Source organism: Thioalkalivibrio sp. ALRh, assembly GCF_000381425.1.
Taxonomy (GTDB): domain Bacteria; phylum Pseudomonadota; class Gammaproteobacteria; order Ectothiorhodospirales; family Ectothiorhodospiraceae; genus Thioalkalivibrio.
Genome location: NZ_KB906522.1, coordinates 92,387 through 117,940, shown reverse-complemented (window position 1 = coordinate 117,940; position 25,554 = coordinate 92,387). Strand labels below are relative to the sequence as shown.

Here is a 25,554-nt window from a genome sequence, read left to right as displayed (position 1 = left end):
GTTTCAGTCCGGACTAGCTGTCCAGCCGCGTCACGCGGGCGATGATCCCGACGACCGGGTGGTCCAGGTAGAAGAGCTGGCTGCCGGAGTTCATGCGCTGGTGGCCGCGCACGGCCACGCCGAGCGGTTCGGCCCCGTCACGGTCGATGTGATAGACGAGGTCGGTCTCCAGGTGGAGGAAACGCCCGACCCATACCCGTAGCCGGCCCTCCAGTTCGTAGCGGTCTTCGTCCACTACGATCGGCTGCGCTGCGGTGGTGGAATCGCCAAACACAGCCTGACGGGCCCCAAGACGGCGGCCCTGCTGCACCTTGAGCCAGGGCGTGGCGCTATGATCGCGGCCCAGCTGATCCCAGGCCAGACGCGCGATCACACGCCCGGTGCCGGAGTCTTCGACCCGACTGGCCGCCCGTTGCAACTCGAAGCCGCGCCGAGAATCCTGATAGATGCGCCCACCCAGTTCGGATCCTGCCAGGTTGGGTTCGCGCACGGAGGCGATCTCCTCCTGCAGGCGCCGGCTCTCCGCGGTCGTGTGCTCGAAGATGACCAGCTCGATGCGGTAGCGGCGGCCGACCTGGGCGGTGGCCGTTGTCCCAAGCCCGAGTAGTGGCAGGAGGGCGAGGCTGCTGACGAGCCTGCGGCGGTTCGGGTCGGGGCGATTGGTGTTGGCGGGCATTCAGGCGGCCTGTTGTTTCGGGCTGATGGTATGGATCAGACGCTGGACGGCCTGAGAGCGGGCCTCCAGAGTCTCCATTTCGGCATAAAAGCGGAAAGCCTTCTGGCCATCCAGTTTGTAGGCATTCGGGTCGGATTGCACCAGTTCGATCAGGGCGGCGATATCGATTTCGGGATTGGGTCCAAAAACGAAGCGTCCGCCGGCCGGGCCCAGTTCCAGTTTGCGGATCCCCAGCGGCGTCAGCTTGAGCCGCAGGCGGGCCGCCTCGAACAGGGCCTTCGCCGGATCGGGCAGCAGGCCGAAACGATCCACCAGTTCCACCTCCAGTTCGCGCAGTGCATCGCTGTTCTCGGCGCTGCTGACGCGCTTGTAGAGGATCAGGCGTGTGTGCACATCCGGCACGTAGGCATCCGGGAGCAGGGCGGGCAGCCCCAGCTCGACCTCCGTTCCGGGGGTCTCCGGGGTCTCCAGTTCGGGCATCTTGCCGGAGCGCAGGGCGTTGACCGCGCGGTTGAGCAGGTCGTTGTACATCGAGAAGCCGACTTCCTGGATCTGGCCGCTTTGCTCGTCACCCAGCAACTCGCCAGCGCCCCGGATCTCGAGGTCGTGGCTGGCGAGCGTGAAGCCCACGCCGAGATCCTCCAGCGAGGCGATCGCCTCCAGGCGCTTGCGCGCGTCGGCCGACATGGCTTTTTCCGGCGGCGTGACCAGGTAGGCGTAGGCCCGGTGGTGGGAGCGCCCGACGCGGCCGCGCAGCTGGTGCATCTGGGCGAGGCCCAGCTTGTCCGCGCGATTCATCACGATCGTATTTGCGGTGGGTACATCGATGCCGGTCTCGATGATGGTGGAGCAGACCAGGATGTTGTAGCGCCGATGGTAGAAGTCGAGCATCACCTGTTCGAGTTCGCGTTCGCGCATCTGGCCGTGGGCGATACCGATGCGGGCGCCCGGCAGCAGCGCACGAATCTGTTCCGCCATGCGTTCGATGGTGTTGACCTCGTTGTGCACGAAGTACACCTGGCCACCGCGGCGAATCTCGCGCAGGCAGGCCTCCTGGATGATCGCGTCGTTCCACTCGTTGACGAAGGTCTTGATTGCCAGGCGTTCGCGCGGCGGGGTCGTGATCACCGAGAGGTCGCGCAGCCCGGACAGGGCCATGTTCAGCGTGCGCGGGATCGGGGTCGCGGTCATGGTCAGCATGTCGACCTCGGCGCGCAGTCTCTTCAGCGCCTCCTTGTGGCGCACGCCAAAGCGTTGTTCCTCGTCCACGATCACGAGCCCGAGGTTGGAGAAGTCCAGGTTCGACTGCAGCAGCTTGTGCGTGCCGATCACGATATCGACCTTGCCTTCCTTCAGCCCTTCCAGCACCGCGGCCTGCTGCTTGGCGCTGCGAAAGCGCGACAGGGACTCGATGCGGACGGGCCAGTCGGCGAAGCGGTCGCTGAAGTTCTGATGGTGCTGCTGGGCGAGCAGGGTGGTCGGGACCAGCACGGCCACCTGCCGATTGTTCTGCACGGCGACGAATGCGGCGCGCATCGCGACCTCGGTCTTGCCGAAGCCGACATCGCCGCAGATCACGCGGTCCATCGGCCGCGTGTCAGCCATGTCGGTCAGTACCGCGTCGATTGCCTGGAGCTGATCGGCGGTTTCCTCGAACGGGAAGGCAGCCGCAAAGGCGTGATACTCGGGGGTCTCGGTCGCAAACGCCGTCCCCTGCTTGGCGGCGCGCCGAGCGTGGACCTCCAGCAGCTCGGCGGCGACATCGCGCGCCTTCTCGGCGGCCTTGCGGCGGGCGCGGTTCCACTGCTCGCTGCCCAGGCGGTGGAGTGGGGCGTGTTCTGCATCGGCTCCGGTATAGCGGCTGATCAGGTGCAGCGAGGAGACCGGGACATAGAGCTTGGCGCCATCGGCGTACTCCAGTGTCAGGAACTCTGACGGCTGGCCACTGAAATCCAGCGTCTGGAGGCCCAGGTAGCGGCCCACGCCCTGTTCTTCGTGGACGACCGGGGCCCCGACTGTCAGGTCGCTGAGGTTCTGGATGACGGCATCGGCATCGCGGGTGGGGCGGTTGCGCCGGCGGGATTGCCGCGCGCGTTCGCCGAGGATGGCGGACTCCGGCACGAGCACGATCCCGTCCGGCAGTCGGAACCCTTCGCTCAGCGCACCGACTGTCACGCTGAGGCCGGGCTCGCCCCCCAGGAAGGCCTCCCAGTCATCGACGGCGTGGTGCGGCACATCCTGTTCGCGCAGCAGTGTGAGCAGGGCCTCGCGCCGGCCGGCGGACTCGGCGGTGAGCAGGACCCGCTCCTGTTCCCCGACAAAGCGCTTCAGGCGTTCGGCGGGGGCATCCTTGCCGTGTTCCATTCCCAGTTCGGGGAGGGGGTCGCAGGTGAAGGGCACGGTCCTGCCTCGGTCTGCCGGTAGCGGCTGCGGCGGCTCGCCGCCCAGGGCAATACCGGCGCGGGCGCGCAGCGCCTCGTTCAGGGCCGACTCGTCGAGATAGAGGCGCTCCGGTGGCAGCAGGGGGCGTTCCACCTGGTGGCTCAGTTGCTCGAAGCGGTCGGCGATCTCGCGGGCATACTCCTGCGCGGCGTCGGCGATATTGCCGGCCTGCACGACGCGAGCCTGAGGGGCGTAGTCGAATACGCTGTCCATGCCCTCGAAGAACAGGGGCAGGTAGGCTTCGATGCCCGGGGGAACCAGGCCTTCGCTGATGTCCCGGTAGATCGGGTGGCGACTGGGATCGCCACTGAACTGCTCGCGGTAGCGGGTGCGGAACGCGCGGATGGAATCCTCGTTCAGCGGAAACTCGTGGCTGGGCAGGATCTCGACGCGCTCGACCTTTTCCGTGGAGCGCTGGGTCTCCGGGTCGAAATGGCGCAGGGAATCGATCTCGTCGTCGAGAAACTCGATGCGCACCGGCTGCTCGGCGCCCATCGGGAACAGATCGAGGATCTCCCCGCGTGCGGCAAATTCGCCGTGGCTGATCACCTGGTTGACTGCGCTGTAGCCCGCCTCGGTCAGCCGTTCCCGCAGCTGCATGCGGTCCAGGCGCTGGGCACTGCGCAGGGAGAGACCCTGGGTGGTCAGCCAGTCGCGCGGGGGCAGGCGCTGCATCAGCGTGGAGACCGGGATCAGGATGATCCCGCGCTCCAGCGACGGGAGGTGATACAGCGTGCGCAGCCGCTCGGAGATGATGTCCTCGTGTGGGGAGAAGACATCGAACGGCAGGGTCTCCCAGTCGGGGAGACGCATCACTGGCAGGTCAAGCCCGGCACCGAAAAAGTCCCACTCTTCCTGCCAGCGGTCCGCGGCCTCATTCGACTCGACGACGACCAGCAGCGGCCATTCGGCCGATGCGGCGGCGCGTGCGAGTGCCAGGGGCGCGGCCGAGGTATTGAGCCCCGACCAGATCTCGAATCCGTCGCCGGGAAAGCGACCGGGTTTTAGCGGGTTGCGCGGCTGTTCGGACATGCAGTGTCGAGAATCCGGGAAAACGGGCCGGCATTATACGGATTCGATCCTGTTTGCGGCGGAACCCCGTCGGGAAGGCGCTGAATTAGCCGGTAGCGGTCAGTCCGTGCGGTCGATGTAGCGCTTGAGGATCGGGCTGTAGGCGTCGATGCGACGGTCGCGCAGGAAGGGCCACATCCGGCGGACCGCCTCGGTCTGACCCAGGTCCAGGGTGGCGCGGAGGGTCTCGGGCTGATCCTCGCCCGCCTGCGCCAGGAACTCGCCCTGCGGGCCCGCAACGAAGCTGGTGCCCCAGAACCGGGCCCCGGGGCTGGTCTCTGACGGGTCCGTTTCGTGTCCGGTGCGATTGCAGGCGAGGACCGGCAGGTTGTTCGCGACCGCGTGGCCGCGCTGGACGGTGATCCAGGCCTCGCGCTGACGGGTCTGCTCGTCCGCCTCGTCGCGCGGGTCCCAGCCAATGGCGGTCGGGTAGATCAGGCACTGCGCCCCGGACAGGGCCATGATGCGCGCGGCCTCCGGATACCACTGGTCCCAGCAGACCAGCACGCCCAGCCGGCCGACCGAGGTGTCGATCGGGACGAAGCCGGTATCACCCGGGGTGAAGTAGTACTTCTCGTAATACCCGGGGTCGTCCGGGATGTGCATTTTGCGGTAAAGGCCGGCCGGGCGGCCATCGGCCTCGAAGACGATCGCGGTGTTGTGGTAAACGCCGGCTGCGCGCCGCTCGAACAGCGAGGTCACGATCACTACGCTGTTGTCGCGGGCGATCTGTCCCAGGCGCCTGGTGGACGGGCCGGGGATGGGCTCGGCGCGGTCGAAGACCTCCGGGTCTTCGGTCTGGCAGAAGTAGGGGCCGGTGTGCAGCTCGGCCAGCACGACCAGGCGAGCCCCGCCCGCCGCGGCATCGGCTACGGCCTGGGCGGTCGCGTCCAGGTTGGCCTCGACGCTCCCGGCATCGCGGTGCTGGATCAGGGCCACGGGAAGGGTATCGGTCGTCATCACAGATCAGTCTTCCGGGATGCCAAGGGCGCCCTTGGGGTATTGCATGGTCAGGCAGTGCAGGCTGCCACCCTGACGGATGATGGCCCGGCAGTCGATTTCCACGATTTCGCGCCCCGGAAAGGCCTCGGTCAGGCGATCGAGCGCGATGGCATCGGCGGGGTCGTCGTAGGCCGGCATCAGGACGGCATCGTTGAGGATCAGGAAGTTTGCGTAGGTCGCCGGCAGGCGCTGGCCATCGGGGCCGCGCTGCGGGCGAGGCCAGGGCAGGGGAATCAGCCGGTAGGGCGCGCCGGAGGCCTGGCGCAGCGAGCGGAGTTCCTCCTCCATGGCCGCCAGTTCGCCGTGGTGCGGATCATCGGGGTCGTCGCACTGGACATAGGCGATCGTATCCGGGCTGCAGAAGCGGGCGAGGGTGTCGATGTGGCTGTCGGTGTCGTCCCCTTCGAGGTGGCCATGTTCCAGCCACAGGACCCGTTGTGTGCCCAGATGCTCGTGCAGGCGGCGCTCGATCGCCGCCTTGTCCAGATCCGGGTTGCGTGTTGGCTGCAGCAGGCATTGGGCAGTCGTCAGGAGGGTGCCGTCGCCGTCGGACTCGATGCTGCCACCCTCCAGCACCATTGCGATGGGCTCCGGCACGTTGGGGCCGAAGACGCCCTGCTGGGCCAGGACAGTGGTGATCGCGTTGTCATGCTCTGCAGGGAATTTGCCGCCCCAGCCGTTGAAGGTGAAGTCGAGCAGGCGGGGCTGCGGCCCTTCCAGTACGGTAATCGGGCCATGGTCGCGAGCCCAGGTGTCGTCGGAGTCGGCCAGCGCGAACCACAGACGGTCGTTGCGGATGGCGGCCTCGACCAGAAATCCGGAGATCTCTTCGATGTGTTCCGGGTCGCGGGCGACGATCACCACCGGCTCGAAACGGCTGATCGCAGCCGCGAGGGTGGCAAAGACAGGGTGGACCCGGTCGAGTTCTCCGGCCCAGTCGGTACCGCTATGCGGCCAGGTGAGCTGAACACCGGCCTGCGGTTCCCACTCTGCTGGTAGACGCCGGGTATGGGGGGAAGATGCGCCGCCCGTCACGGCCGACGCGGGGTCTGTTCGCCGTGCACGATGCTGTGCAGCACGTATTCGCCCTCGAACACGACAGAGAAATCGCTGTAGTCCCAGCGGGTGATCGGCGGATCACCGACCGTGGGATGGCGCTGGCTGGGCTCGCCATGACGACTGCGCACCCCGGACTGGCTCTGGCCACGGGCTGGCAGCCCCTCACGGGTTTGCACTTCGAAGTCTCCGCTTGTGCCCCGCAGGATCTCGGCCTGCGCCTCGTTGACGGTCAATGGGGTCAGTGCCGTGGTCATGACCAGGACCGCCGCGGCAGCGACGGCGAGCAGGCCGCGCGGACGGGTAAGCGTTGGCTTTGCATGATTCCCTTGCATGAGACAAATCTCCGATGGCTCGCGGACGATAAACCACATGGTAGCGTCATCCTGTTGGCTGTGCCTCCCATCGTGAAAGTCTGTGCCATCGGGGATAGGCGCGCCCGTGTAACTCTGGCATGATTTCTCGATGTTCCGCCCGCTCCCGCTCGCCATTGGTCTGCGCTATACGCGCGCCAAACGGCGTAACCACTTCATCTCCTTTATCTCGGTCGTCTCGATCCTCGGCCTGGTGCTGGGTGTGATGGCGCTGATTACCGTGCTCTCGGTCATGAACGGCTTCGAACGCGAGCTGCGCGATCGCATCCTGGGCATGGCGTCGCATGCGACCATCCAGGACGTGAATGGTGGCTTGCGCAACTGGGAGTCGCTGAAGGAGCAGGTCGAGACGATCGACGAGCGAGTACTGGCGGTCGCTCCGTATGTCCAGGGCGAGGCGATGCTCAGTGCCACCGGGAACATCTCCGGCGCGCTGATCCGCGGGGTGGACCCGGGGGCCGAGGAGCGCGTGGCGCGGATCGGCGAGCACATGACTCAGGGCCGGCTCGGGCAGCTCGAACCCGGTGCGTACCGCATTGTGCTGGGGCGCGAGCTGGCAGCGGAACTGCGCGTGAGGGTAGGCGATTCTCTGATCCTGATGGCGCCACAGGCCTCGGTGTCGCCAGCGGGTGTAATGCCGCGCATGCGACGATTTGAGGTGGCGGGGATCTTTGAGGTCGGGATGTACGAGTACGACCGCGGGACTGCGTTTATTCATCTGCAGGACGCCCAGGCGGTCTTCCAGACCGGCGAGAGCGTCACCGGCCTGCGCCTGCGCCTGACGGACATGATGCGGGCGGGTGTGGTCTCGCGCGAGGTGGCCAGTCAGCTTGACGGGCTGTTCCGGGTGTCCGACTGGACGCGCCAGCACGCGAACCTGTTTCGCGCGATCCAGATCGAGAAGATGGTGATGTTCATCATCCTGTCCCTGATCGTCGCGGTAGCGGCCTTCAATATCGTTTCCACGCTGATCATGCTGGTGACCGACAAGCAGGGGGATATCGCGATACTGCGAACCCTTGGGCTGTCCCCCTCGGGGGTTATGCTGGTGTTCGTGGTCCAGGGGGTGGTGATCGGCGCGATCGGCATCCTGCTCGGCTCGGTCGCCGGTGTCGCGCTGGCACTCAATATCGATGTCGTGGTGCCCTTTATCGAACGCGCGATGGGCATCGAGTTTCTCGCGGCCGATGTCTACTACATCAGTGACTTGCCGTCGGAACTGAAGGCATCCGATGTCTTTCGGGTGGGCGGGATTGCGTTCTTGCTGACCGTCGTGGCGACGCTGTTCCCGGCCTGGCGGGCGGCCCGTACACAGCCGGCGGAGGCCCTGCGCCATGACTGAGACTGTGCCTGTACTGGAGGCCGTGGGGGTCGAGCGGCGCTTCCGCGATGGCAAGCTGGACGTGGCCGTGCTGCAGGGGGTCGATTTTCGCCTGGAGCGGGGCGATCAGACGGCGATCATCGGCGCCTCCGGCTCCGGCAAGAGTACGCTGCTGCATCTGCTCGGGGGGCTGGATCGGCCCACGGCGGGCGAGGTCCGGCTGCTGGGGCAGGAGTGGTCGCGCATGGGCGAGGCGCGCCGGGGGCGCATGCGCAACCAGCACCTCGGTTTCGTCTATCAGTTCCACCACCTGTTGCCGGAGCTGACGGCGGTCGAGAATGTCGCGCTGCCTCTGCTGATCCGGGGGACCTCCAGCCGTCGGTCGCGCCAGGAGGCAGAGCACTGGCTCGGGCAGGTCGACCTCGGGCACCGTGGTGCGCACAAGCCGGCCGAACTGTCGGGGGGCGAGCGCCAGCGCGTGGCGATCGCGCGGGCGCTGGTGACGCGGCCGTCCGCGATTCTGGCCGACGAGCCCACCGGGAATCTGGATCAGGAGCGCGCCCAGCATGTGTTCGCGCTGCTGCGCGAGATGAACCGTTCGACCGGCACCGCGCTGGCACTGGTGACGCATGACATCACCCTGGCGCGCGAGCTGGATCGGTCGGTACAGCTGGTCAAGGGGCACCTGGAGCGCGAGCACTTCCACGGCCAGCTGGCCGACGACTGATCCGTCCGCTCGGGAGCGCTGGGTAAAGCCTTGCGAAGTTGCGGTCAGCCCTTGGCGTGCGTCAGCTACCGGCCCGAATCGTCTTTTTCCGCTTTTTCCCTTTCCCGCTCCTGACGCAACCGCCGCAACGCGCGACGGGTCCGCAGGCGCTGTACGACATTCACGCGCCACAGCACACGCACCAGCAGATATCCGGAGAGGCTGGCCAGCGTCGCGAAGAGCAGGCTGCCGAGCAGTAGCGGCTGCCAGATGGTCAGCAGCTCGGTACTGAACCATTCCCAACTCCAGTCGAGATGCACATCGCGGGGCGGCTCACCCAGCAGCTTGCGGCCGACGGTATAGGCCATATACAACATGGGGGGCATGGTGATCGGGTTGGAGATCCAGACCAGGATCACCGAGATGGGCAGGTTGACGCGCACAATCAGCGCGACAATCGCGGCGACCAGCATCTGCATAGGGATAGGCAGGAAGGTCACGAACAGCCCAACGGCAAACGCACCAGCCACGGAGCGGCGGTTCAGATGCCACAGATCCGGAGACCGCAGGCGCGGCCCCAGTGGGGAGAGTGCGCGATGGCCGCGCACGCCCTCCATGCCGGGGAACAGCCTTCTGATGATGTGCTTCGCCATGTCTGTGGGTATCTGTCGGACTCTCGCAGGCCCAATCCTAGGCGTGCATCCTACCTGCTAGGACTGGGCCCTGGGGAGAGGATTCCAACTCTTCCTGGACGGGACCGTGCGCCATGATGGTCGCGGTGCTGGGTCTGATCGCCGGTGTGTGGGGGTTGCACCAGCTCCCCGTCCTGCCTGTCTTGCTCGAAGGTCCGTTGAGAGTGTTCCTGCCTGTCGCTGGCGCGCTGGTCGCACTTGGCTGGGTCCAGGCGGCTCGGCGAGGTTCTCCTTTCACGTGGTTGCCAGCAGCCTCGCTGGGGTTGCTCGCGGGCGTGTGGCTGGCACTCCCGCATGCGACGGACTGGTCGGGCAAGGTCGTGGGTCCCGAGTGGTCGGGAGTCGAGGTCTCGGTGCGGGCACAGGTGGTCAGTTTGCCGGACCACGGGGAGCGGCGCAGCCGGTTCCGGGTTGGGGTGTCGGAGATCGAGCAGGGCAGCCCGGGGCTGGAGCTTGAAGGCCGCGAGTTGTGGGTGAGCACCTTCCCCGCGCGGCCGGCGATACAGGTGGGTGATTCGCTGCGGCTGGACTTGCGATTGCGTGGTGTCGACGGCCCCCGCAACCCCGGCGGATTCGATGCCGCAGGCTGGTTCTACCGCGAGGGGATGCACGGCAGCGCCGTTGCGCGTTCCGTTACCCCACTGGCAGGCGTGCACGAGGGGGCCAGGGGCCGCGTGGTCATGCACCGCCTTCGGGCCGCAATGCAGGCACGTCTGGAGCGCGCGGCACCGGATTTGCGTCACCCGGGCCTGGTGCAGGCGCTGGTCATCGGCAATCGTCAGGCCATGACCGAGAGTGAATGGCAGGCCTTTCTACACACCGGGACGAATCACCTGATGGCGATTTCCGGGTTGCATGTGGCCCTGGTGGCGGGGTTTGCCGGTGGCATTGCCGGATGGTTGTGGTCCGGGGTGGCCGTTATAAGACGGCTGCGGCGCTGGCTGTTCATGGGTGTGGTCGGGCTGGTGGCCGCCACGGGCTATGCGGTACTCGCCGGTTTCAGCATCCCGACCCAAAGGGCTTTGCTGATGCTGATTGCGTTCACGCTTGCGGTGCTGTCGCGTCGCGAGGGTGTTGCCTGGCGCGCCCTGGCCCTTGCCGCGGCCATGGTGCTGATTGTGCACCCACCGAGCGTGCTGGCCCCGGGGTTCTGGTTCTCGTTCGGCGCAGTGGCCGCGATCCTGCTGCTGTTGCAGGGTCGGGTCGGGGCGACCGGTTGGCGCGAAGGCCTGCGCATCCAGGTCGTGCTGGCGATTGCGATGCTGCCGCTCAGTCTGGCCTGGTTCCAGCTGGGGTCTTGGGTCGCACCCGTGGCCAACCTGGTCGCGGTGCCGATGGTGACGCTACTGATCTTGCCGTTGTTGCTGGTCGGTGCCTTGCTCGCGTGGGGGTGGCCGGCCGCAGGTGGCTTGTTGTTATGCATTGCGGATGGCCTGTTGGCACTGCTGGTGATGACGCTCGAGGCACTGGCAGGGATCCCTGTCCTGGTGGACCAGCGCCATGTGCCGGTGGCCGCGTCCCTGCTGGGCGGGGTGGCTGTTTTCCTGGCCTTGCAGCCGCTCGCCCGGCGATTGGCGCCCTGGATTGCAGTGGCTGCGATCGCCTTGGTCGCGCCGTTGCGCCCGGACTTTGCGGCCGGGCAGTGGCGCGTTCAGGTCCTGGACGTTGGCGCCGGGCAGGCCACCATCGTCGAGACCCGACGACACGCGCTGTTAATTGATGCGGGTCCGGGCCGGGAGGGCGGCTTCAGCGCGGGTGACCGAATTGTGGTGCCGGCCTTGCGGGCGGGCGGCATCCGCTCCCTGGACACGCTGATGGTGACGCACGAGCATGCCGGGCACGCCGGCGGCGTGGCGGTAGTCCGGGAACAGATCTCGGTGAGGCGCACGCTGCGGCGCACCCCGGTGAGCCATGGCACTGACGAACGTTGCGAAAAGGGGGATCAGTGGAACTGGGACGGTGTGCGCTTCGAGATACTCCATCCGCCGCCGGGCTGGAATGACGACTCGTCCGCGTCCTGTGTGCTGAAGGTGGAGGGGGCGGACGCGACCCTGCTGGTCATGGGCGGGCTGGATGGTCTCGGCGAGGCCGTGATGCGTCGGGGCACCGCAGGATTTGCGGTTGACTTGCTGGTAGCGCCGAGGACTTCCAACCCGCGCGCCCTGCAGGACGACTGGCTGGCGCAATTCCCGCCCGGTCAGGTTTGGGCTGCGACGACTGCCGAGGGTGCCGGTTTGCCCGACGAGGCACGGAAACGGCTGGAGCTAAGCGGTATTCCCCTGTACGAGACTGGGCGCAGCGGGGCGCTGGTCACGAGCAGTACCCAACTCGACAGCGCTCCGGCGACAGGCCGTCCGCGGCTGCGATTCTGGCATCCAAGAAGCCCTGACCGAAATGAGCCCTGATAGAATAACGCCATGACCGAACACCGCTCCGACACGATCCGCCCGATTCGCTTTGAAGACGGCAACCTCTATCTGCTCGACCAGCGCCTGTTGCCGGGCGAGGCCGTGCGCCAGTGCTACACCGATGCCGGCGAGGTGGCGACCGCGATACGCGACATGGTCGTGCGCGGTGCGCCCGCCATCGGGATCACGGCCGCGTTCGGGGTCGTGCTGGCCTGCCAGAAGGCCCGGGGTCGGGACGACTGGCGCGAACGCGTGGCCGCGGACATGGATCGCCTGCGGGCCTCGCGGCCCACGGCGGTGAATCTGTTCTGGGCACTGGACCGCATGGCCCGGGAGGTCGATGGCGCCCCGGATCCGGAGGCCGCCATTGAGGCGACCACGACCGCGGCCCGGCAGATGCTGGACGACGACATCGCGGGCAACCGTCGCATGGGGCGGCACGGGGCTTCCTTGATTGAGCCGGGACAGGCGGTGCTCACCCACTGCAATACGGGTTCGCTGGCCACCGGGGGCTATGGCACGGCCCTGGGGGTGATTCGGGCGGCCTGGGACGAGGGTCGGGTGACCGAGGTCTTTGCCGACGAGACCCGCCCGTGGCTCCAGGGGAGCCGGCTGACCGCCTGGGAACTCGTGCATGACGGTATCCCGGTACAGCTGCTGTGCGAAGGGGCGGCCGCCAGTCTGCTGCGTTCCGGACGCGTCGGCTGGGTGATCGTGGGTTCCGACCGCATTGCGGCGAACGGCGATGTGGCGAACAAGATCGGCACCTATGGGCTGGCCCTCCTGGCCCGTGCCCACGGCGTGCGCTTTATGGTCGCGGCCCCGTTGTCGACCATCGACTTCGACATGCCGGACGGGGAGGGTATCCCGATCGAGCAGCGCGCCGAAGACGAGGTTTTGGCTCTCGCCGGGAAGCGCGTGGCCGCGGACGGCGCCCGGGCCTACAACCCGGCGTTCGACGTTACGCCGGCGCACCTGGTCGACGCGATCGTGACCGAGCACGGTGTGGTCGAGGCGCCGGATCGGGACAATCTGGCCGCCCTGCGGCGGAAAGCCGTCGCTGGAGAGCCTGTTGTGGAGGGCTGACAGCGCCGGATCACGGTGTTTCACAGTAGTGCACCCCGGCTGAGAGCTACGGAGGGGCGATTTCAGGCCCATTTGCTAGGTCCCAGTGGTTACCCCTGTGGTATGATCGCGAGCTTGTTCAGACGGACGGCGTAACCCTCGATGGCTGAATTTGCCAAGGAAATCTTCCCGGTCAATCTCGAAGACGAGATGCAGCAGTCCTACCTCGATTACGCGATGAGCGTAATCGTGGGCCGGGCCCTCCCCGATGTCCGTGACGGCCTCAAGCCGGTCCATCGCCGCGTGCTCTACGCGATGCGCGAGCTGGGCAACGACTACAACAAGCCGTACAAGAAGTCGGCGCGCGTGGTCGGTGACGTGATCGGTAAATACCACCCGCATGGTGACTCCGCCGTCTACGACGCCATCGTGCGTATGGCGCAGCCGTTCTCGATGCGCTACATGCTGGCCGACGGGCAGGGCAACTTCGGCTCCATTGACGGTGATTCCCCGGCGGCCATGCGTTATACCGAGGTGCGCATGGCGCGCATCGCGGCCGAGCTGCTGGCCGATATCGACAAGGAAACCGTCGACTTCATCGACAACTACGACGGCTCCGAGACGGAGCCGGCGGTACTGCCGAGCAAGTTTCCCAACCTGCTGGTCAACGGCTCCGCCGGGATCGCGGTGGGGATGGCGACCAACATCCCGCCGCACAACCTGCGCGAGGTGATCAACGCCTGTGTGGCGCTGATTGATGACCCGGAGATATCCATCGAAGGTCTGATGGAGCACGTGCCGGGCCCCGATTTCCCGACGGCCGGGATCATCAACGGCGTGGAAGGCGTGCGCGAGGCCTATCGCACTGGTCGTGGCCGGGTGCTGATCCGGGCGCGCTCGCATGTCGAGCCGCTGGAGGGCGGACAGCGCGAGGCGATCGTCGTCACCGAACTCCCGTACCAGGTGAACAAGGCCCGCCTGACCGAGAAGATCGCCGAGCTGGTCAAGGAAAAGCGCATCGACGGCATCTCGGAGCTGCGCGACGAGTCGGACAAGGACGGCATGCGACTGGTCATCGAGCTCAAGCGCGGCGAGATGGCCGAGGTGGTCCTGAACCACCTGTACATGCACACGCAGATGCAGAACGTCTTCGGCATCAACATCGTCGCCCTGGTTGACGGCCAGCCGAAGGTGCTGGATCTGCGTCAGGTGCTGGAGTCCTTTCTGCGGCATCGCCGCGAGGTGGTTACCCGCCGCACGATCTTCGACCTGCGCAAGGCGCGCGAGCGCGCCCATATCCTGGAAGGCCTGGCGATCGCGCTGGCCAACATCGATCCGGTGATCGAACTGATCCGTGCCGCCCCCAACCCGGCCGAGGCCAAGGCCGGCCTGCTGGCGCGCAGCTGGCCGCTGGGCGTGGTCAGCGACATGCTTGACCGGGCCGGGGCCAGCGCCTCGCGTCCGGAGGATCTGGCAGCGGACTACGGCGTGGGCGACGACGGCTATCGCCTGTCCGAGGCCCAGGCGCAGGCGATTCTGGATCTGCGCCTGCACCGTCTGACCGGGCTGGAACAGGACAAGATCCTCGACGAATACCGGGAGCTGCTCGACTTGATCGAGGACCTGCTCGACATTCTCGGTTCGGGGGAGCGCCTGCAGCAGGAGATCCGCAACGAACTGCTGGCCGTGGCCGAGCAGTTCGGCGACGAACGCCGTAGCGAGATCCGCGAGCGCCAGGCGAACCTCACCCTGGAAGACCTGATCGGCGAGGAAGACGTCGTGGTGACGCTCTCCCACGCCGGCTATGTGAAGTACCAGCCTGTGGCCGACTACCGCGCGCAACGCCGAGGCGGTCGCGGCAAGGCGGCCGCGAGCTTCAAGGAAGAGGACTTTGTCGACCGGTTGCTGGTCGCGAACACGCACGACACGGTGCTGTGTTTCTCCAGCCGCGGGCGGGTCTACTGGCTGAAAGTCTATGAACTGCCGCAGGGTTCGCGCGCCTCGCGTGGCAAGCCGATCGTGAATCTGCTGCCGCTGGAAGCGGACGAGCGAATCAACGCCATCCTGCCGGTGCGCGAGTACGACCCGGACCACTATGTGTTCATGGTGACCGCGCGCGGAACGGTCAAGAAGACCCCGCTGACCGACTTCTCGCGCCGCCGCTCGACCGGGATCATCGCGGTGGATCTGCGCGACGACGATTACCTGGTGGACGTTTCGCTTACCGATGGCCAGATGGACGTAATGCTCGTTACCACGGCCGGCAAGGCAGTGCGCTTCTCCGAGAACGACGTGCGGCCGATGGGCCGTACCGCCTGCGGTGTGCGCGGCGTGCGCATGGAATCGGATCATCGCGTGATTGCGCTGCTCAATGTCGCCGAGGGTGCCGCCTTGCTGGCCACCGAGAACGGCTACGGCAAGCGGACTCGCTTCGACGAATTCCCGGTCCACCGTCGTGGCGGCCAGGGCGTGATCGGGATCCAGACCGAGGGGCGCAACGGGCCACTGGTCGGGGCCGCGCGCGTGCTGGAAGACGACGAGGCGATGCTGATCACCACGGGCGGTACGCTGGTGCGTACACCGGTGGACCAGATCCCGCTGATCGGGCGCAATACGCAGGGTGTGCGGCTGATCCGCCTGGACGAGGGCGAGCGCCTGGTGGAACTGGCCCGGGTCGAAAAGCTGCAGGGCGAGGATGAAGACCTGGACGACGACAGCGACAGCGAGGACGACGAATCCACGCAGAACACCATGGACAACGGAGATCCGGAATGAGCCGAGTGCATAACTTCAGTGCGGGGCCGGCTGCGCTGCCGCAGGCGGTCCTGGAACGGGCACGCGAAGAACTGATCGATTTCCATGGCGCCGGGATGTCGGTTATGGAGATGAGCCATCGCGGCAAGCCGTTCATGCAGGTTGCCGAGAAGGCGGAGCAAGACCTGCGCAAGCTGATGAACATTCCGGACGACTACAGTGTGCTGTTCCTGCAGGGTGGGGCGACCGGCCAGTTTGCGGCGATCCCAATGAACCTGCACTCGGGCGGAAAACCGATGGACTACATCGACACCGGGGCCTGGTCGGGCAAGGCGATCAAGGAAGCCCAGAAGTTCGGGCCGGTGAATATCGTCGCCAGCTCGCAGGCCAGTGGCTACGCCTCGATCCCGGCGCGCGACAGCTGGAATCTGGACCCGAATGCCGCCTACGTGCACTACACCCCGAACGAGACGATCGGTGGCGTGGAGTTTCACGAGGTCCCGGATGTCGGGGGCAAGCCGCTGGTGGCGGACATGTCCTCCACCATCCTCTCGCGCCCGATCGACGTGTCGAAATTTGGCGTGATCTACGCGGGCGCGCAGAAGAACATCGGGCCCGCCGGGCTGACCGTGGTGATTGTTCGCAATGACCTGCTGGACAAAGAGTCGAATCCGAATCTGCCGGCGGTGGTCGACTGGACGCTGCAGGCGAAAAACGACTCCATGTACAACACGCCGCCGACCTTCGGCTGGTACTTGGCGGGACTGGTCTTCGAGTGGCTTCTGGAGCAGGGCGGGCTGGACAAGATGGCCGAGATCAACCAGCGCAAGGCCGAGAAGCTCTATCATTTCGTGGATAACTCGGCGTTTTATCGCAACCCGGTCGAGCCGGATGCGCGTTCGTGGATGAACGTGCCGTTTATCCTCGCGGACGACTCGCTGGATGGTACGTTCCTGAACGAGGCCGATGCCGCCGGGCTGTCGTCGCTGAAAGGGCATCGTTCGGTGGGCGGTATGCGCGCTAGCATCTACAACGCCGTGCCGGAGAGTGCTGTGGACGCGCTGATCGAGTTCATGGCGGACTTCGAGAACCGCCACGCCTGAGCGTGTCCCCCTGGGGTAACCGATCACGGAGGACCCGGATGTACCGCATACAGACCTACAACAATATCGCCATACGCGGGCTGGATCGCTTCCCGCGGGACCGTTACGAGGTCGCCTCGGACATCAATCAGCCCGACGCGCTGATGCTGCGCTCGTTCAATCTGCACGATGTCGATATCCCGGAGTCCGTGCTGGCCGTCGGGCGGGCTGGCAGCGGGGTGAACAATATCCCGGTCACGGCGCTGTCGGACCGTGGGGTCGCGGTATTCAACGCGCCCGGGGCCAATGCCAATGCCGTCAAGGAGCTGGTGATCGCCGGCCTGCTGCTGGGCGCGCGCAATCTGCTCCCGGCGGCCGGCTATGTGCAGGAGCTGGACCCGAGCAAGGACGACTTCATGGCCGCGGTCGAACACGGCAAGAAGCGGTTCACGGGCTTCGAACTGCCCGGGCGCAAGCTCGCCGTGCTGGGACTGGGCGCCATCGGTGTCGGCGTGGCCAATGCGGCCAAGGCCCTCGGCATGGAAGTCGTGGGTTTCGACCCCAAGGTCACGGTCGAGAATGCCTGGCGCCTCGATTCGGACATCGAGCGGGCGCGCTCCGTGGAAGCTGCCCTGGAGGGTGCCGACGCGGTGACGGTACATGTACCGCTGACCGAGAACACTCGCCATATCGTCAATGCCAAGGGGCTGGCTGGTATGAATCCAGGCGCGATGGTGCTGAACCTGGCGCGCGAGGGCATCGTCGATGACGAGGCCGTGCGCGAAGGGCTCGATGCCGAGCGGCTGCACGCCTACATTACCGACTTCCCGGTGCCCAACATGCTGGGCCACCCGCGGGTCATCACGCTGCCGCACCTGGGGGCTTCGACGACCGAGTCGGAAGAGAACTGCGCGGTGATGATCGCCGACGAGCTGCGCGACTATCTCGAGAACGGCAATGTGGTCAATTCGGTCAACCTGCCGACCCTGGTGCTGGACCGCAAGGGCGACACCCGCATCGCGGTGGTCAACCGCAATCTCCCGGATCGCGTGGCGCGCATCTCGCATGTCCTGGGCGAATCCAACCTGAACATCCTGCACCTGATGAACGATTCCCGTGGGGATCTCGCGTATACGCTTTTGGACGTGGACGGCAAGCCCGACCCGTCCACGCTGGATGCGTTGCTGCAGATTGATGGCGTGCTGCGCGCACGGGTGCTGTAGATCGTGACGAAGAAGGGGCCATCGCCGAAAGCCGCTACGGGGCCGGAAGACCTCGGGTCCTTGCGTAACCGCATCGACGCGCTGGACGGGCAGTTGCTGGAGCTTCTCAGCGAGCGTGCACGCTGCGCCGAGGCGGTCGCGCGGGTCAAGCGCGACTTCGAGCCGAATCCGGTCTTCTACCGGCCGGAGCGCGAGGCCGAGATCCTGCGGCGCGTGCGCGAGGAAAATCCCGGGCCCTTGTCCTGCGAGGCCGTGGTCCGGCTGTTCCGGGAGATCATGTCCGAGTGCCTGGCGCTCGAGCACCCGCTGACGGTCGCCTATCTGGGCCCCGAGGGTACGTTTACCCACCTGGCGGCACGCAAGCACTTTGGTCATGCGGTGGAGACCACCCCGCTGACCTCGATCGATCAGGTGTTTGGCGCGGTGGAAGCCGGGCGGGCGCAGTTCGGTGTAGTGCCGATCGAGAACAGCTCCGAGGGCGTGGTCACGCATACCGTGGACTGTTTCCTCGATTCGCCGCTGCAGATCTGCGGCGAGGTCGTGACGCCGATCCATCATCATCTTCTGGCGCAGGCCGAAGACCTGAGCCAGGTTCGCCGTGTCCGCGCGCACGCCCAGGCACTGGCCCAGTGCCGGCAGTGGCTGGACACCCACCTCCCACACGCGGAGCGCGAGGCGGTGTCCTCCAACGCGCGGGCGGCGGAGGTCGCGGCGAAAGATCCGGAAAGCGCGGCGATCGCCAGCCGCGTGGCCGCCGAGCACTATGGTGTTCCACTGCGGGTGCAGCATGTCGAGGATCGCGCGGACAACACCACGCGCTTCCTGATTATTGGCACCGCGTCCACCGAGCCGAGTGGTGCGGACCGGACTTCAATCATGCTTAGTACCGCGAACCGGCCAGGGTCGCTGTATGCACTGCTCAAGCCGATCGCAGAGGCCGGCATCAGCCTGACCCGGATCGAGTCCCGGCCCTCGCGCTGTACCCAGTGGACCTATGTGTTCTTCCTGGATCTGGTGGGCCACCAGAAGGATCCGGCAATCCAGGATTGTCTTGAGCAGCTGCGCCAGACCGCCGATACCGTCAAGGTGCTGGGGAGCTACCCCCAGGCCGCTACCTAACCGAGGCATTCCATGGCTTCACGCAACCCCGTGTCCGACCAGAACCCGGGTGGTTTTGATGCCGCCGCGCTTGCCGTGGATGGCGTTCGGGGCCTCACGCCCTATCAGCCCGGCAAGCCGATCGCGGCGCTCGAGCGGGAGCTGGGCATTCAGCAGGCGATCAAGATGGCCTCCAACGAGAATCCATTGGGGCCCTCGCCCCAGGCGGTGGAGGCCGCACGCGCGGCGATGAGCGAGGCCCACATCTATCCCGATGGGGCAGGCTTCGAACTGAAGGCCGCGCTGGCCACCCGGCATGCTGTCGAACCGGATGCCATTACCCTCGGCAATGGGTCCAACGAGATCCTGGAGCTGATTGCGCGGGCCTGGCTGGCGCCCGGTCGGGCCGCGGTCTTTTCGGCTCATGCCTTTGCCGTGTACCCGCTGGTTACCCAGGCGGTGGGGGCCGAGGCCCGGGTGGTCGAAGCGCTGCCTGCGGCCGACCTGAAACAGCCATACGGGCATGATCTGGCTGCGATGCAGAAAGCAGTGGATGACACCGTGCGGGTGGTGTTCGTGGCCAATCCGAACAACCCGACCGGGACCTGGGTCGGGCGCGCAGCACTCGAGGCTTTCGTGGCAGCGATGCCGGCCACTACGCTGGTCGTGATCGACGAGGCGTATGCGGAGTACGTCGAGCAGGAAGACTATCCCGATACCACCCAGTGGGTCGCGCGCTATCCGAATCTCATCGTGACCCGCACGTTTTCAAAGATTCAGGGCCTTGCCGGTCTGCGCCTGGGGTATTCCGTCAGTTCGCCCGCGGTCGCGGAACTGCTTAATCGCGTGCGCCAGCCGTTCAATGTGAATGCGGTTGCACAGGCCGCAGGTCTTGCCGCACTGGGGGACTCCGCGCATATCGAGCGTTCGGTGCGCGTCAACCGCGAGGGGCTGGCGCAGCTTGACGAAGGTCTCCGCGAGCGGGGACTGCGCGTGATCCCGTCGGTGGGCAACTTCATTACCTTTGACACCGGGCGTGATGCGGGGCCGGTGTACGAGGCGTTGCAACGCGAAGGCGTGATCACCCGTCCAGTGGAGAACTACGGGCTGCCCGGGCATCTGCGGGTAACGGTCTCCACGGCCGAGGACAACGAACGCTTCCTGCAGGCGCTGGATCGGGCCCTGGCATGATCGAGCGGCTGGTCATCTTTGGGGTTGGCCTGATTGGTGGCTCGCTCGCGCTCGCCTTGCGCGAGGCGGGAGCGGTACGCGAGATCGTGGGCTGTTCGCGCAATGCGGACAACCTGCGCGAGGCCGAGCGTCTGGGCGTGATCGACCGCTGGACGACCTCGGTGGCGGAGGCCGCGGAAGGGGCGGATATCGGCGTACTGGCAGTGCCGCTGGGGGCAATGGGCCCGCTGGCACGCGACCTGGCCGGCTGCTGGCCGGACGACAGCCCGTTGACGGACGTCGGCTCGAGCAAGCAGGCCGTGATCGACGCGGTGACCGAGGGCTTTGGCACCACGCCGCGCCAGTTTGTGCCCGGTCACCCCATTGCCGGGACCGAGAAGAGCGGGGTGGCGGCGGCATTCCCCAGCCTCTTTCGGGACCGGCTGGTGATCCTGACCCCGGCGGATGCGACCAACCCGATGGCCAGCGATCGCATTGCACAGATGTGGCAGGCGACTGGTGCGCGGGTGGAATTCATGACACCCGCCCACCACGACCGGGTGCTCGCGGCGACGAGCCATCTGCCTCACGTGCTGGCCTACACGCTGGTGGCGTCACTGTCGGACATGAGCGAGCGCGACGAGATCTTTCATTATGCGGCGGGCGGCTTTCGCGATTTCACCCGCATTGCCTCGTCGGACCCGGTGGTCTGGCGCGATATCTGCCTGGCCAACCGCACGGCCATCCTCGAGGTGATCGAACGCTACCAGGGTGACCTGGAGCAGTTACGCGGGATGATCGAATCGGCGGACGGGCCCGCGATCGAGACGCGCTTTCGGCACGCAAAGGAAACCCGGGATCGTTTTTGTGACCCGGCGGATGCACAACTGGATACCTGACAGATGAACACCTTTACCGTACAGCCGGGGGGCACGCTCTCCGGTGTCGCCCGTGTGCCGGGCGACAAATCCATTTCCCATCGCTCGATCATGCTGGGTGCGCTGGCCGAGGGCGATACGCGTGTCACCGGCTTTCTCGAAGGGGCCGATTGCCTGGCGACGCTGGAGGCCTTTCGCGCGATGGGTGTGCCGATCGAGCGCAAAGGGCCAGGCGAGGTCGTGATCCAGGGCCGGGGCCTGCAGGGCCTGCAGGCCCCGGATCGCCCGCTGGACATGGGTAACTCGGGGACCGCCATGCGGCTGCTCTGCGGGGTGCTCGCCGGGCAGTCGTTTGATAGCGAGCTCATCGGCGATGAATCCCTGACCCGTCGCCCCATGCGCCGGGTCACCGAGCCCCTGGCGCTCATGGGTGCGCAGATCGAGACCAGCGAGACGGGTACGCCGCCTTTGCGCATCCGTGGCGGCGCACCCCTGCGGGGCACCGATCATGTGCTGCAGGTGGCCAGCGCACAGGTCAAGTCCGCGATCCTGCTCGCGGGATTGTGGGCAGACGGGAAAACCTGTGTGACCGAGCCCGCGCCCACCCGGGACCACACCGAGCGGATGCTGAATGGCTTCGGCTGCGTCGTTACCCGGGATGGTCCCAAGGCCTGTGTGACCGGTGGCGGGCGCCTGCAGGCCAGTTCGGTGGATGTCCCGGCGGACATTTCCTCGGCCGCGTTCTTCCTGGTGGGCGCCAGCATCGCGACGGGCTCGCAGATGCGCCTGGAACACGTCGGCATCAATCCGACCCGGACCGGTGTGATCGACATCCTGCGCCTGATGGGCGCGGATATCCGCGTGGAGAACGAACGCGAAGCCGGCGGCGAGCCGGTGGCCGACATCGAGGTACATGCCACGCGCCTGAAGGGGATCGAAATCCCGACCGAGCTGGTGCCGCTGGCGATCGACGAATTCCCGGCCATCTTTGTCGCCGCGGCCTGCGCCGAGGGCGAGACGGTCCTGACGGGCGCGGAAGAACTGCGGGTCAAGGAGAGCGATCGCATTCAGGTGATGGCCGATGGGCTTCAGGCGCTGGGTGTGCAGTGCTCGGTGCAGCGCGATGGTATTCGCATTCTGGGCGGCGAGGGTTTCGCCGGCGGAGAGATCGACAGCCATGGCGACCACCGTATCGCGATGTCGTTCGCGATGGCCGGGCTGCGGGCCAGTGGCCCGATTCGCATTCGTGACTGCGCCAATGTGGCGACATCGTTCCCGGGTTTCGTGGACCTTGCCCGTAATGCCGGTCTGTCGCTGGAGGCGGCATGACGGCGGCGATCCCGGTGCTCGCCATTGACGGCCCGGGTGGTGCCGGAAAGGGGACGGTGTGCATGCGCGTCGCCGCGGCGATGGGCTGGCACCTGCTCGACAGTGGGGCCCTGTACCGACTGCTGGGCCTTGCCGCGCGCCAGCATGGGGTGGAGCTGACCGATATCGAAGGACTCGAACGCCTGGCCGGCGCACTGGACGTCAGCTTCGAGATCGACGGCGATGCGGCAAGGGTAACGACCCTGCTTGAGGGCCAGCCGGTGGACGTGCTCCTGCGCACCGAACAGGCGGGTTCCGATGCCTCGCAGGTCGCCGCGCTGCCCGCTGTACGCGAGGCATTGCTCGATCGCCAGCGATGGTTTGCTCAGGCCCCGGGGCTGGTCGCGGACGGGCGCGACATGGGCACCGTGGTGTTCCCGGATGCGGACCTCAAGATCTTCCTGACGGCCTCGGCGGAGGAGCGGGCGCGCAGGCGTTACATGCAGTTGAAGGAACAAGGACTTAGTGCTAATCTTTCCGCCCTTCAGGATGAGATGGAGGCGCGCGACCGCCGTGACCGCGAGCGTAGCGTGGCTCCCCTCAAGCCCGCCGAAGATGCCTGGGTGCTGGATACCACGGAACTCGACATCGTCAGCGTGGTGGATATGATCCTGGAGCGCCTCCGGGACGTACTCCCGGAACAAAGCCCCCGAATCGAGGGATAGCCTCGAAGCGGGTACATTAACGTTCAAACCCTCTTGTAGGAAGTTTCTTCAAGAGTTTGTTTAATCACAGGTTTTTAAATCCATGAGTGAAAGTTTCGCGCAACTGCTCGAAGAGAGCATGGCCTACACCCAGATGCAGCCGGGTGCCATCCTCAGTGCCACCGTCATTGAGGTCACCCCGGATGTGGTCGTGGTCAATGCCGGCCTGAAGTCCGAGGGGGTCATCCCCACCGAGCAGTTCATGAACGACGAGGGCGAGCTCGAGGTCAAGGTCGGCGATGTCGTCGAAGTGGCCCTCGAAACCCCCGAAGACGGTTTCGGCGAGACGCGCATGTCGCGCGAGAAGGCCAAGCGCGCCAAGGCCTGGGATCGTCTCGAAGGTGCGATGGAAGAAGAGCAGTACGTCACCGGCAAGATCTCCGGCAAGGTCAAGGGCGGGTACACCGTCGAGCTGGGAGACATCCGTGCGTTCCTGCCCGGTTCACTCGTGGATGTACGTCCGGTGCGCGATACCGCGTACTTGGAAGGCAAGGAACTGGAATTCAAGCTCATCAAGCTGGATCGCCGCCGCAATAACGTGGTCGTATCGCGCCGCGCCGTGGTCGAGCAGGAATACAGCGCCGAGCGCGAAGAACTGCTGAAGAACCTGCAGGAAGGCGCGGTCGTGAAGGGCATTGTGAAGAACCTGACCGACTACGGTGCATTCCTGGATCTGGGCGGCATCGACGGCCTGCTGCATATCACCGACATGGCCTGGAAGCGCGTGAAGCACCCCTCCGACGTGGTCGAGATCGGCCAGGAAGTCGAAGTCAAGGTGCTGAAGTTCGACCGCGAACGCATGCGCGTCTCGCTGGGCCTGAAGCAGCTGGGCGAGGATCCGTGGGAGAACATCACCCGCCGTTACCCGACCGGCACCCGCATCTTCGGCAAGGTCACCAACATTACCGACTACGGCTGCTTCGTGGAAATCGAAGACGGCGTGGAAGGCCTGGTGCACGTGTCCGAGATGGACTGGACCAACAAGAACGTCAATCCGGGCAAGGTCGTGGCCATCGGCGACGAGGTCGAGGTGATGATCCTGGACCTGGACGAAGAGCGCCGCCGCATCTCGCTGGGCATGAAGCAGTGCCAGTCCAACCCGTGGGACGACTTCGCCGCCAACCACAATCGTGGCGAGAAGGTCCGTGGCCAGATCAAGTCGATCACCGACTTCGGTGTGTTCGTCGGTCTGGATGGCGGCATCGACGGCCTGATCCACCTGTCCGACCTGTCCTGGCACGAGGCCGGTGAAGAGGCGATCCGCAACTTCAAGAAGGGCGACGAAGTCGAGGCCGTGGTGCTGTCGGTGGATCCGGAGCGCGAGCGTATCTCCCTGGGTCTGAAGCAGCTGGACCGCGATCCGTTCTCCAACTTCGTGGCCGAGCACACCAAGGGCAGCATCGTGAAGGGTACGGTCAAGGAAGTGGACGCCAAGGCGGCCGTGATCGAGCTGGCTGACGGTATCGACGGCATCCTGCGTGCGGCCGATATCTCCCAGGACCGTGTGGAAGATGCGCGGACCGTGCTGAACGTTGGCGAAGAGGTCGAGGCCAAGTTCATGGGTGTGGACAAGAAGACCCGTGCGATCAGCCTGTCGATCAAGGCCAAGGACCGCGCCGAAGAGGCCGAGATGGTCTCCGACTACTCCGCGAGCGGTAGTGCGACGACCTCCCTTGGCGATCTGCTGAAGGAACAGATGGGCAAGAACGACTAAGTCCGTCACAATAAAGTCCACGGTGTCCGTACGGATGCCGTGGACTGTTTTTTATCCGCACACTGCGGATCTCTTTCTTCTGTCTGTGACGAGCGTCAGATGACCAAATCGGAATTGATCGAAAGCCTCGCCCAGAAATCGCCTCACCTGCCCGCACGGGATGTCGAGATGTGCGTGAAGGCGTTGCTGGAACGGATGAGTCAGGCCCTGGCGCATGGTCAGCGAGTCGAGATTCGTGGCTTCGGCAGCTTCTCCCTGCATTTCCGCCCGCCGCGTCTTGGACGCAATCCCAAGACCGGGGAAGGGGTGGCACTGCCGGGCAAGCATGTCCCGCATTTCAAACCCGGCAAGGAACTGCGCGAGCGGGTCAATAGCCCCGCGGTTGTCGACGAGTAATCGGCATGTCCGATCGACGGCGCCAGCAGGTCCGCAACGCAGTCGCGTTTGCCTTGCTGATCCTGATCTCTTCGGCGATCGGTATTCTTGTGGTGTTCAACGAGGGCCAGGTCACCCTGAGCCTGCCATGGGTAGACGTGCAAGCGCCCCTGGTAGTCCTGCTGGGCATTTCCGCGCTCGTGGGTGTGGTCGTCACGGCCGCCATTCTGCTTCTCCGTATCCGCCGACTGAACCAGAAGGTGGCGGACCTGCGCGCGGAGAATCGCGCATTGAAGACCGAGGTCGAGCAGATGCGAACGGCCCCGATGCGGGATTTTTATTAGTGCAATGCGGATCACTGTGCATGCCCGCGCT

The 25,554-nt window shown here is 65.9% G+C and carries 21 protein-coding genes; 15 read left to right on the top strand and 6 right to left on the bottom strand.

Features of this window, described 5'->3' with window-relative positions:
• Window positions 1-13: 13 nt before the first annotated feature.
• The 5 genes from F791_RS0110170 to F791_RS0110150 all read right to left on the bottom strand — a co-directional run bounded on the left by F791_RS0110170 (window position 14) and on the right by F791_RS0110150 (window position 6,621).
• A complete protein-coding gene (locus tag F791_RS0110170) occupies window positions 14-676 on the bottom strand; it encodes a CsiV family protein (RefSeq protein ID WP_018139252.1) in 663 nt (220 codons plus the stop codon).
• The gene (mfd, locus tag F791_RS0110165; RefSeq protein ID WP_019592524.1) at window positions 677-4,150 is read right to left on the bottom strand and encodes a transcription-repair coupling factor; all 3,474 of its coding nucleotides are present in this window, start codon (window positions 4,148-4,150) and stop codon (window positions 677-679) included.
• 99 nt (window positions 4,151-4,249) lie between these two features.
• A complete protein-coding gene (locus tag F791_RS0110160; RefSeq protein ID WP_019592523.1) occupies window positions 4,250-5,149 on the bottom strand; it encodes a carbon-nitrogen hydrolase in 900 nt (299 codons plus the stop codon).
• A 6-nt stretch (window positions 5,150-5,155) separates the two neighbouring features.
• Window positions 5,156-6,226 carry an agmatine/peptidylarginine deiminase gene (locus tag F791_RS0110155; protein ID WP_038057076.1) on the bottom strand — a complete coding sequence of 357 codons (1,071 nt, stop codon included), beginning with the start codon at window positions 6,224-6,226 and terminating at the stop codon, window positions 5,156-5,158.
• A complete protein-coding gene (locus F791_RS0110150; RefSeq protein WP_018139256.1) occupies window positions 6,223-6,621 on the bottom strand; it encodes a hypothetical protein in 399 nt (132 codons plus the stop codon). Before F791_RS0110150 ends, F791_RS0110155 begins: the two co-directional genes overlap by 4 nt.
• Window positions 6,622-6,712: 91 nt before the next feature.
• On the opposite strand from F791_RS0110150, the gene F791_RS0110145 reads away from it, so the two are divergent.
• Together F791_RS0110145 and F791_RS0110140 are read left to right on the top strand one after the other, a co-directional pair.
• Window positions 6,713-7,963 carry a lipoprotein-releasing ABC transporter permease subunit gene (locus tag F791_RS0110145; RefSeq protein ID WP_018139257.1) on the top strand — a complete coding sequence of 417 codons (1,251 nt, stop codon included), beginning with the start codon at window positions 6,713-6,715 and terminating at the stop codon, window positions 7,961-7,963.
• A complete protein-coding gene (locus F791_RS0110140; RefSeq protein WP_012982599.1) occupies window positions 7,956-8,669 on the top strand; it encodes an ABC transporter ATP-binding protein in 714 nt (237 codons plus the stop codon). Before F791_RS0110145 ends, F791_RS0110140 begins: the two co-directional genes overlap by 8 nt.
• 65 nt (window positions 8,670-8,734) lie before the next feature.
• Here F791_RS0110140 and F791_RS0110135 read toward each other — a convergent pair whose 3' ends face one another.
• Window positions 8,735-9,301 (bottom strand): DUF2062 domain-containing protein, encoded by a 567-nt coding sequence (locus F791_RS0110135; protein ID WP_012982600.1) that lies wholly within the window; start codon window positions 9,299-9,301, stop codon window positions 8,735-8,737.
• A gap of 113 nt (window positions 9,302-9,414) precedes the next feature.
• On the opposite strand from F791_RS0110135, the gene F791_RS0110130 reads away from it, so the two are divergent.
• The 13 genes from F791_RS0110130 (at window position 9,415) to F791_RS0110070 (ending at window position 25,523) form a co-directional block, all read left to right on the top strand.
• Window positions 9,415-11,745: a DNA internalization-related competence protein ComEC/Rec2 gene (locus tag F791_RS0110130; RefSeq protein ID WP_019592521.1), complete on the top strand. Its 2,331-nt coding sequence runs from the start codon at window positions 9,415-9,417 to the stop codon at window positions 11,743-11,745.
• Window positions 11,746-11,757: 12 nt separating this feature from the next.
• Window positions 11,758-12,834 (top strand): S-methyl-5-thioribose-1-phosphate isomerase, encoded by a 1,077-nt coding sequence (gene mtnA / locus F791_RS0110125; RefSeq protein WP_019592520.1) that lies wholly within the window; start codon window positions 11,758-11,760, stop codon window positions 12,832-12,834.
• Window positions 12,835-12,975: 141 nt separating this feature from the next.
• Window positions 12,976-15,588 carry a DNA gyrase subunit A gene (gene gyrA, locus F791_RS0110120; protein WP_012982603.1) on the top strand — a complete coding sequence of 871 codons (2,613 nt, stop codon included), beginning with the start codon at window positions 12,976-12,978 and terminating at the stop codon, window positions 15,586-15,588.
• Window positions 15,585-16,670, top strand: coding sequence for a 3-phosphoserine/phosphohydroxythreonine transaminase (serC, locus tag F791_RS0110115; RefSeq protein WP_018139263.1), 1,086 nt, complete (start codon window positions 15,585-15,587; stop codon window positions 16,668-16,670). Before gyrA ends, serC begins: the two co-directional genes overlap by 4 nt.
• A gap of 38 nt (window positions 16,671-16,708) precedes the next feature.
• Window positions 16,709-17,872: a 3-phosphoglycerate dehydrogenase family protein gene (locus tag F791_RS0110110; RefSeq protein ID WP_012982605.1), complete on the top strand. Its 1,164-nt coding sequence runs from the start codon at window positions 16,709-16,711 to the stop codon at window positions 17,870-17,872.
• A 60-nt stretch (window positions 17,873-17,932) separates the two neighbouring features.
• Window positions 17,933-18,991, top strand: coding sequence for a prephenate dehydratase (gene pheA / locus F791_RS0110105; protein ID WP_019592519.1), 1,059 nt, complete (start codon window positions 17,933-17,935; stop codon window positions 18,989-18,991).
• 12 nt (window positions 18,992-19,003) lie between these two features.
• The gene (gene hisC / locus F791_RS0110100; RefSeq protein ID WP_019592518.1) at window positions 19,004-20,161 is read left to right on the top strand and encodes a histidinol-phosphate transaminase; all 1,158 of its coding nucleotides are present in this window, start codon (window positions 19,004-19,006) and stop codon (window positions 20,159-20,161) included.
• Window positions 20,158-21,039 (top strand): prephenate dehydrogenase/arogenate dehydrogenase family protein, encoded by an 882-nt coding sequence (locus F791_RS0110095; RefSeq protein ID WP_012982608.1) that lies wholly within the window; start codon window positions 20,158-20,160, stop codon window positions 21,037-21,039. Before hisC ends, F791_RS0110095 begins: the two co-directional genes overlap by 4 nt.
• Before the next feature lie 3 nt (window positions 21,040-21,042).
• Window positions 21,043-22,347 (top strand): 3-phosphoshikimate 1-carboxyvinyltransferase, encoded by a 1,305-nt coding sequence (gene aroA / locus F791_RS0110090; RefSeq protein WP_019592517.1) that lies wholly within the window; start codon window positions 21,043-21,045, stop codon window positions 22,345-22,347.
• A complete protein-coding gene (gene cmk, locus F791_RS0110085) occupies window positions 22,344-23,051 on the top strand; it encodes a (d)CMP kinase (RefSeq protein WP_012982610.1) in 708 nt (235 codons plus the stop codon). The genes aroA and cmk overlap by 4 nt, the downstream gene beginning before the upstream one ends.
• Window positions 23,052-23,133: 82 nt before the next feature.
• Complete coding sequence (rpsA, locus tag F791_RS0110080; protein ID WP_012982611.1) at window positions 23,134-24,804, top strand: 30S ribosomal protein S1; 1,671 nt, start codon at window positions 23,134-23,136, stop codon at window positions 24,802-24,804.
• A 39-nt stretch (window positions 24,805-24,843) separates the two neighbouring features.
• Window positions 24,844-25,200 carry an integration host factor subunit beta gene (locus F791_RS0110075; RefSeq protein WP_255349327.1) on the top strand — a complete coding sequence of 119 codons (357 nt, stop codon included), beginning with the start codon at window positions 24,844-24,846 and terminating at the stop codon, window positions 25,198-25,200.
• 5 nt (window positions 25,201-25,205) lie between these two features.
• The gene (locus F791_RS0110070) at window positions 25,206-25,523 is read left to right on the top strand and encodes a lipopolysaccharide assembly protein LapA domain-containing protein (protein ID WP_012982613.1); all 318 of its coding nucleotides are present in this window, start codon (window positions 25,206-25,208) and stop codon (window positions 25,521-25,523) included.
• Window positions 25,524-25,554 lie beyond the last annotated feature (31 nt).